Source organism: Nonomuraea sp. NPDC049637 (assembly GCF_040675235.1).
In the GTDB taxonomy this organism is placed as follows: Bacteria; Actinomycetota; Actinomycetes; order Streptosporangiales; family Streptosporangiaceae; genus Nonomuraea.
Window position 1 is genome coordinate 1 of sequence record NZ_JBFAOM010000098.1, and the last position, 7,914, is coordinate 7,914.

Annotated in this window: 4 protein-coding genes and 1 pseudogene; 2 read left to right on the forward strand and 3 right to left on the reverse strand. The window is 71.8% G+C overall.

Annotation, left to right across the window (positions count from 1 at the left end):
- Positions 1-207 precede the first annotated feature (207 nt).
- A pseudogene (locus AB0J71_RS49225) lies at positions 208-496 on the forward strand (DUF1330 domain-containing protein); the annotation flags it as partial.
- Positions 497-789: 293 nt separating this feature from the next.
- Here the strand turns inward: AB0J71_RS49225 and AB0J71_RS49230 are convergent.
- Genes AB0J71_RS49230 through AB0J71_RS49240 form a run of 3 tightly spaced genes read right to left on the reverse strand, consistent with a single transcriptional unit; the run spans position 790 to position 7,004 of the window.
- Positions 790-1,107 carry a trypco2 family protein gene (locus AB0J71_RS49230; RefSeq protein ID WP_352328349.1) on the reverse strand — a complete coding sequence of 106 codons (318 nt, stop codon included), beginning with the start codon at positions 1,105-1,107 and terminating at the stop codon, positions 790-792.
- A gap of 16 nt (positions 1,108-1,123) precedes the next feature.
- Positions 1,124-4,744, reverse strand: a complete 3,621-nt coding sequence (locus AB0J71_RS49235) for a CHAT domain-containing protein (protein WP_364421295.1) — start codon at positions 4,742-4,744, stop codon at positions 1,124-1,126.
- Complete coding sequence (locus AB0J71_RS49240; protein WP_352330896.1) at positions 4,734-7,004, reverse strand: serine protease; 2,271 nt, start codon at positions 7,002-7,004, stop codon at positions 4,734-4,736. Before AB0J71_RS49240 ends, AB0J71_RS49235 begins: the two co-directional genes overlap by 11 nt.
- Positions 7,005-7,152: 148 nt before the next feature.
- Between AB0J71_RS49240 and AB0J71_RS49245 the strand changes: the two genes are divergently transcribed.
- On the forward strand, positions 7,153-7,914 hold a 762-nt coding region (locus tag AB0J71_RS49245), incomplete at its 3' end, for an MFS transporter (protein ID WP_364421297.1).

The window sequence follows — 7,914 nt, forward strand, 5'->3', positions numbered from 1 at the left end:
GGCGCGGAGATCGTGTTCCCGCTTCAGGACGTGCCGACCGGAGCCGGTTTCAACGCCCGGCACCCCGACGGGACAGTGGTGGAGTACGTCCATCACCGTCCCATCTAGAACGGGCGACCAGCGCGCTTCAGCTCGCGGCCCGGGACGAGGTGGCCTGCGTCCTCACCGACCTGCAGAAGGCAGGCCCCTCACCCGGAGGTCGCCGAGTACATCGAACGGCTCCCCGCCACCTTCGAACCGTACGGCGGACGCCACCTCGTCCAGGCCACCCGCCACGAGGTGAAGGAGGGCAGCTGGCCCGGACATGTCGGGATGCTCGGCTTCCAGGATCGCCGAGGCGCGGGCGTGGTGGGATTCTCCCGCGTACCGGGAGATCGCACCGCTGCGCTCACGCCCCATCGAGACCGACCTCATCCTGGTCGACGGCGTGCCCGAGAACTACGTCCCAACGACGGTCGTCACCGCCCTACGGGAGGCGACGACCCCGCCTGCATAGGTCATCGACGGCTGCTTGAGGAGTACCAGTGGACATGTCTGCGGGCGGAACTCCTGTCCTGTGTTCGGCATACCGCGTCGCCGTGGCCTCCTGACCACCGCGGGTCGTGAACACAGACGGCACGAGCCCCGTCGACTCCTTCCTCCAGGGCCTTCGCCGTGGGGCGCCATCCCTCTGACCCGCAACTTGAAGGCGGGCAGACGCGGAGCCTGTGGCGGGATGGCGGAGGTTCACTTCAGGACTTGTGGATGGGGACCGCGCACGTAACTCCGCACCCGCCGCGGCCCCGCGGATCAGGAGTCGGGGATCGACGACTTGCCCATCGCTGCTATGCGGGCGGGGTTGCCGTCCACGTCGACGGGGTTCAGGGTGAGTTTGATCTTGTGCGAATCGGACCGGCCCTTGGCCTTCTTGGCTCCGACCGAGATGACGCTGATCTTGACGCCGCCCTCGCCGCTGACCTCGTTCTTGACGTCCACGAGGAACTCCAGCTCCACGGGGCCCAGCCCGAACAGCAGTTCCTGACCCTCGCCCTCGTGCATGGCTCGGGTGAGCTCCCGCCTGATCTGCCTGATGGTGGCGCTGAGGTCGGCGAACTGGTCGTCGGTCATGGGGCTCCAATCGTGGTCAGCGGCCGACATGGATATGTGCGGCCCACAGCGAGGGGATGTGCGGGTAACGTTCACGCAGCCGGCGCGCGGCGGCGTTCAGGGCTCGCGCCGAGCGGTCCACGTCAAGGGTTCCGTTCGCGTCCGCGAGTTCCTCGTAGAAGGCTTGTGCGAGGTCGGCGTAGGCGCGGTCGTCGACCTCCCACAACGTGGCGATCGCCTGCTGGGAGCCGCTGAGCTGCGCCGCCACCGCCAGGTTGATGGGCTCGCCGGCGGCGCCCGGCGCCGCCGTGGTGCAGGCGGACAGATACGTCAGGCGGCTGGGCGCGGCCATGTCCCGCAGGCGTAGCAGCCCGTCCGACAGCAGGAGCGAGCCGGCTGTGGCGTCGTCGGCGTCCGTCCTGCTGTGGCCCGCGAAGTGCAGGACGTCGGCGCCCGGCAGCTCTTGCAGGAGGTGTTGCCTGGTGGCCTGCTCTCCCTCGAGGATGACGGCGGGGTCGAGGAGGCGGGCGACGGTGAGCGCCTCCCGCTCGGCCCCCGGCATCCGCATGGGGCTCTCCGCGGGCTGCGGCAGCACGACCAGGGCCGAACGCGGTCGGCCCGCGGGCGTGGCCGAACGGGAGCGCGTCAGCGCGCCGATCGTCGCCGTGTATGAGGAGACGACCGAGTCGATGGCGGAAGTCTCCGGGAGCCACCCAGCCGCGTGCAACGGCAGTACGCTCAGGGGCCCCGTCGGCACCCACCACACGCGCGGCATGCCCTCGGCTGCGCGCAGGTGCGGCCGCAGCGCCTCCAGTACCGGGCTGACCACGACTTCCGCCAACCAGGCCAGCGTCTCGGCCAGCGCCTGCTCCCGGCCCAGCCGGTCACGCAGCGGCCGGTAGGCGGTGGTGAGCTCGGTCAGGAAACGGCGTGCACGCTCGGTGGCCGCCGCACGATCGAGGCCAGGCAGGCGGATGACGAGAAACCCGTCCGTCGTCACCGCGATCGCGTCGCAGCGGTGTCCGCTCATGTTCAGAACCACAACGGGCCCCTCGGCCGCGGCCTGGAGGAGATCGCCGACCGCCGGCGGGCGCAGGAACCCCGCCATGCCGGGCAGGGCGCGTGCCTCCTCCACCAGCCGCTCGAACTCCTCCGCCTCCCGGCCTGCGGGTTCACGTGACGATGGCTCGTCCACGGCGATCCGCAGCGCCGACAGCCGCTCCGCCAGCTCAGGTGCGCGCGCACGCAGCGTGCGAAGATCCTCCTGTACGCCCAGGGCCTGCGACAGCAGCAGCCCACGTCCCTGCTCCAGCAGTGTGAGCGCCTCCTGCGGCCGTCCCGTCTCCAGCGCGCACGCGGCGGCGTCGCCGGCCAGCTCGGTCAGGCTGTCCTCGCGCCTCCCCCTTGCATGCCAGAGCCGGTCCGACATGGCCAGCGGGACCAGCTCGATCGCGGCGCGGAACGCGCCGAGCGCGCGCTCGTAGGCGCCGCCCGCCATGGCGAGCCGCCCGTACTCCTGCCAGGCCAGCACGCGCTCCGCGATCGGCTCGTCGAGCCGTCCGGCGATCGCGGCGAGCGCCTCCAGCGCCCCTTCGAAAGCAGCCGGGTCTCCCGAGCGCTCCCAACGCCCGCGGTGCTGCGCGGCGAGGTCGGCGAGGTCACGGGTGAGCCGGAACCGGGCTTCGCGCAGCGTGTCGATGAACGCCTCGTGCTGCCGGCGCGCCTGCTGAGGGGCGATGGCCGCCGCCAGCCGGATCAGCGCCTCGGCCTCGTCCAGGTCGTCCGCGATGCCGGCGGACCACGAGCGTCGCAGCAGGACCTTCGCGAGCAGGGCGAGGGCCCAGTGCCGGTCCGGGTCGCCCTCCGGCATCGCGCGGACCGCCCTGCGGGCCACGTCCACGGCTTCTTCGAGATCGCTGGGGTTGTCGAAACGCTCGAAGCGTTCCTCCAGGGCGTGGCCGAGCTGCACGAGGGCGAGGGCTCCGTGGCTGCCCGGCATGTCCAGGCCGACGAGCCGGCGCGTCAGGTCGAGCAGGAAGTCGAGGACGGCCGGTTCCCCGGTCGCCTCGTACGTCCGCAATACGGCGTGACGGAGCCGATCGAGCGCTACGGCATATTCAGGCGCATCAGCGGAGGTGACGGACAGGCCTTCCCCTGCAGCCGTCAGGTAGGCGCGCAGGTCATCGCTCTCGCCCGACCGCTCGAAGCGGGCCCCCAGCATGTCGGCCAGACGGCCGGCGACCAGCGGGGCGTCCGCGGAGTCCGCCGGCATCGCCGCGGCCACGCCCCGCATGATCTCGATCGCGGCATCGACGTCGGCCTGCTCGCCGACCGCCAGGAACCGGTGGAAGAGCAGCAGTCCGAGTTCGGCGGGGGCGCTCGCGCCGGCCGACAGATCCAGGTTCGCTCTGACCAGGCTGATGGACTCGTCCAGGTCGGCGAGCGACCCCGATCGCTCGTACCTGAGCCGCAGCGCCCCGCTCAGACTGATCCACAGGACGTCGCGCTCCGGCTCGGCCTCGGACACGACCGCGAGCCCTTCACGCAGCACCCCGATGGCCGTCTCGAGGTCCTCGTCCATGCCGAGACGCTGGAACCGGTCAACGAGGAGATCGCCGAGCGTCGCGTAGACGAACAGCGAGTGGGTCGCGAGGCCGTCCTGTTCGTGCATGAGCCGGGTCAGGACGGTGATCGCGGTGTCCGGCGGCTGCTCGACGGCCGCCGCCACCAGGAACCGGGCGCGGTCCTCGTGGTCGTTCGGCAGCAGCTCGGCGGCCTCGATCAGGAGAGCGGCGACCCGGTCGAGCCCGGGCCTGTCATCGTCCCTGTCCTCGTCCCTGTCGTCGTCCGCGACGACCGCCCGCTCGAGTTCCGCCTGCGCCGCCAGAGCGTAGGCGAGAGGAATCCGGTAGGGGTCCGGTTCCGCTTCCGCGAGCCGCCGATGGACGTCCACGATTTCGCGGGCCGTCGCGAGAGCGCCCTCATCGTCGCCCTGGCTCCGCTGCCTGCCGCGGCGTTCGGTGAGCGCCGCGGCGAGCGCCGGCAGGGCCGACTCCGGGGTGTGCTCGGCGAGGCCACGATAGAAGGCGACCGCCTCATCGGGATATTGGTGAGAGAAGGCGGCGTCGTGAGGGGGATTGCGGGATTCGTCCAGTTCCTCGATGACCTCCGCTGCCTCGCCGTCACGTCCGAGCAGGCCCAGCGCCTGCGCTTTCAGCGCGGAGAACTTCGCCCCGCCGGCCCTCCTGCGGCTCCTGGACCCGGCGAGCAGCTCGAGGCCGGCTTCGGCCGTGGCCAGTGCCTCCGCTGCCAGGCCCGCGCGGAGCTGGACGTCGGCCAACAGGAGGAGCACACGCAGCTGGGCGTCCCGCAGAACGGGCGTGCTGCCCGTCTCGGCGACCGCGTCCCACAGGACGAGCAGGGCGGACGGTGCGTCGGCCATGGCGTCGCCGAACCGTCCGAGCGCGGCGGCCGACTCCGCCCGCACGGTCAGCGCGCGAGCGAGCCCGAGCGGTTCGCCGCGCAGCCGTTCGTAGACCTCGACGGCCTCCCGCGCCGCGGCGGACGCACCCGCGTGCTCCTCGACCTCCATGAGCTGCTCGGCGTAGCTCACGAGGTTGGCGGCATACTCGGGGAGATAACCGTGGTCAGGACGCATGAGAGGCTCCTCCCGCCGCGGCGCTGCCCCGGCCGGTCAGCTTGCGGTACAGCTCCAGCGCCACGGCCCTGGCGGCGAGCGCCTCATCGTGGCGCTGGGCCTCCCGCATGTGATCGCTCAGGTTCTGCCACGCCCTGGCCAGCTCCGGTCGGTAGTCCGTCCTGCCCTCGCTCACCAGCCTGCCGTACACCGATATGGCGAGTCTGGTCAGTGGCTCGACCAGCAGGTTGAGCGCGGGCGCGCCGGCGGGGAAGGAACCGGCCAGCGCGACCAGCGCGGCCTCGTCAGAGGCGGAGACGCCGGCCACGCCGTCCTCCAGCGCCGCGATCAGGTATCCCGGCTGCTCGGTCTCGATGACGACCTGCAGGGCGACGGGGCCGTATCTCGCTAGTTGCCCGACCACCTGCTCCTTGAGCAGCCGCCCGACGTGGGGGTGGTCGCCGCTCGCCCGGGCCAACACGTGGAAGGCCTGGTGGAGTTGGGTGAGGGAGGCGGCGGCCAGCGGTTCGTCGATCAGGTCGGGCCACTCGCGCAGATGTGTTCCCACGAGATACTCACCCAGGCGGTCCGGCTCCAAGGGGCCCCACTCCCCCTCCTGGGACGGATAGAGCGTGCTCAGCCACTGGTGGACGACGAGGAGTTCGTTCTCCCCGAGATCACGCAGGCCGAGGACATGGCTGAGCAGTGCCACGGCTTGGGACTTGCTCGACGCCCCGAACAAGGTGGCGATCGTCACCGTGTTGCGCAACGTGTCGTCCGACAGAAAGGCGAGGCCCATCGCGTCCGCCGTACGCCGCCAGTAGCGGTTCTCATGCACCATGAGGATCTTCTCGTGCGGCGTACGGCTGCGCGCGGCGGCCGGTGCGGGCCCCGCCTGCAGCAACCCCACCAGGGCACTCAGATGAAGGCGCATCAGCGATCCGTAGCCGGGACCGCCCAGATCGGGCGGCGCCACCTGGGCGGCCAGGTCAGTCCAGCACGTCTCCTGCAGGCCCGACACCCGATGGAGCTGGGCGGCGATGTCGACCACCGCCTCCCTGAACGCCGTCTCACGTGCTCCCGTCCACGCCGGCAGGCCGGTGATCGGGTGGAGCTCGGCGAGTTCGAGGGCGTACTCCATCAGGTCGGACTTCGCGGTCAGCCGCTGCCACCACTGCCCGGCCGAGCGCGCCAGCATCAGCACGCGCACTGCGCTGCCGTCGTCGATCCCGACGTTCTCGATCAACCGGCGGACGACGTCAGGCCGCGTTTCGGCGTAGTCGACCACGAGCAGCAGGGGCAGGTCACACGCGCGTAACCGGCTCAGAGGCTCCTCCGGCAGCGCCGCCGCGTTCTCGGCCACCACCTGTCCGGTCACCCAGCCCTCGCGGCGCAGGTGGGCGACGAGCTGGCGCGCGAGCCGCGTCTTGCCCAGCCCGCCGGCACCGAAGACGAGCCGGGCGTCGAAAATCTCGTCCGTGGAGCACCAGCCGATGAGTCTGGCCAGCTCGTCGTCCCTCGGAGTGAACCACCGCACCGCCTCGGCGTCGGCGCGCAGGAGCGCCGCGGGAGAGCGCGGGCGGCGCCGGTCGGCCGGAGGGGAGAACAACCTGGCCAGCTCGGCTGGTTCGAGGACCGCCGGCACCGCGATCGCGTCGAGGAAACCGGGCTCGGCGAACAGGGCCTCGGCTCGCGTGGCGAGCAGCCTGGCCCCGCCGTATCCCTGATGGTCGGCGACCACCACGCCGATCAGCATGTCATCGGCGAACAACGCGGCACCGGACATCCCCGCCCAGGGCGACCCGGCGCCTGTGCGCTTGGGCGGGTTGAGCACCTGGAGGTGATAGCGGCGCTGCTTGGCGCCCGCCTCCGGGTTCACCCGGCCGCCGGCCTGATCGCGCTCGCGCACGCCGTCCGGCTGGGCCAGCACCTCAGGGAAGCCCGAGGCCTGGCAGACCACCTCCGCCCGGCGGCTGACCAGGCGTCCCCAGCGCACGGGCGCGACGGGTGGATCGGCCCAGTCGTCGTCGGTGATCTCCAGGACAGCGACGTCCACCTGAGGGTCGGGCGACGACCAGGTGCACGCGGCGGACCACAGGCGCGTCTTGTCGGCGGTCCTGACCTTGATCTCGGCCCCGGGCCCGGGGCGGCCCGTCGCGGACAGCACGTGCGTGGAGGTGATGAGCAGGCGCGGGGCGATCAGGTAGCCGGAGCCGGACGACCAGGACGCGTCGGCCTGCCGGGACCATACCTCGGCGACGCGTTCGACCGTGGTCGGCATCTGTTCTCCGGCTGCGGGGGGAAGCTGACAGCAGAATACGGGCTACCGCATCAGCGCCGGTAGGTTCCGGAGAACCAGGAGTCGCCCTGGCAGCGCACACCGAGGCGCTGAGCGACCACGCCGACGCCATGGACAAGATGCGCGTGGCATGGCTGCCACCGCACTTCAACGTTCCCCGGGCAGGACGTCCCTGCTCGCCCTCTGCCTGGGCTACTTCCTGGACGTCACGGTGGTCACTGTGGCGATCCCGCCGATCGGCGACGACCTGCGTGCCAGCCTGCCGGTTCTGCAGTGGGTCGTGGACGGCTACACGCTCACGTTCGCCCGTTCGGTGTTCTTCCTGGACGTGTCGTTCGGCGTGCTCGGGCTGGTTCTGACCGGCCGGTACGTCTCCGCGCCCGCGGCGGGCGATCGGCGTGCCGGGTTGGACGTCGGGGCGCGGGCGATCGGGGCGCTCGACCTCGGCGGACTGCTGGAGCGCCGCTCACGGGCTCCCATGGTGCCGCTGGGACTGTTCCGCGAGCGCGGCTTCTTCGGCCCCGTGGTCGTCGGAGTGCTGCTCAACCTGGGGTTCTGTGGGCTGCTGTTCGCCGTGCCGCGGTACTTCCAGCGGGTTCACGGGCTCGGCGCCCTGCCGGCGGGGCTGGCCATGCTGCCGATGTTGTCCTCGCCGCTCGGCGGCCGGCTCGCGGCTCGTTCGGGGGCGTGGGTGCCAATGGCGTACGGGCTGGTCATCGGCGGGGCCGGGCTGCTCGGCCGGCTGGCGCCCGGGACGGGAACCGGCTACTGGGCGCTGGTCGCGCCGCTGGTGCTGGCCGGGTTCGGGACCGGCCTCACGCTGCCTGCCGCCACCTCGGCGGTCATGGAGGCCGCGCCGGCGGCGCTCGGCGGGGCGGCGTCCGCCGTGCTG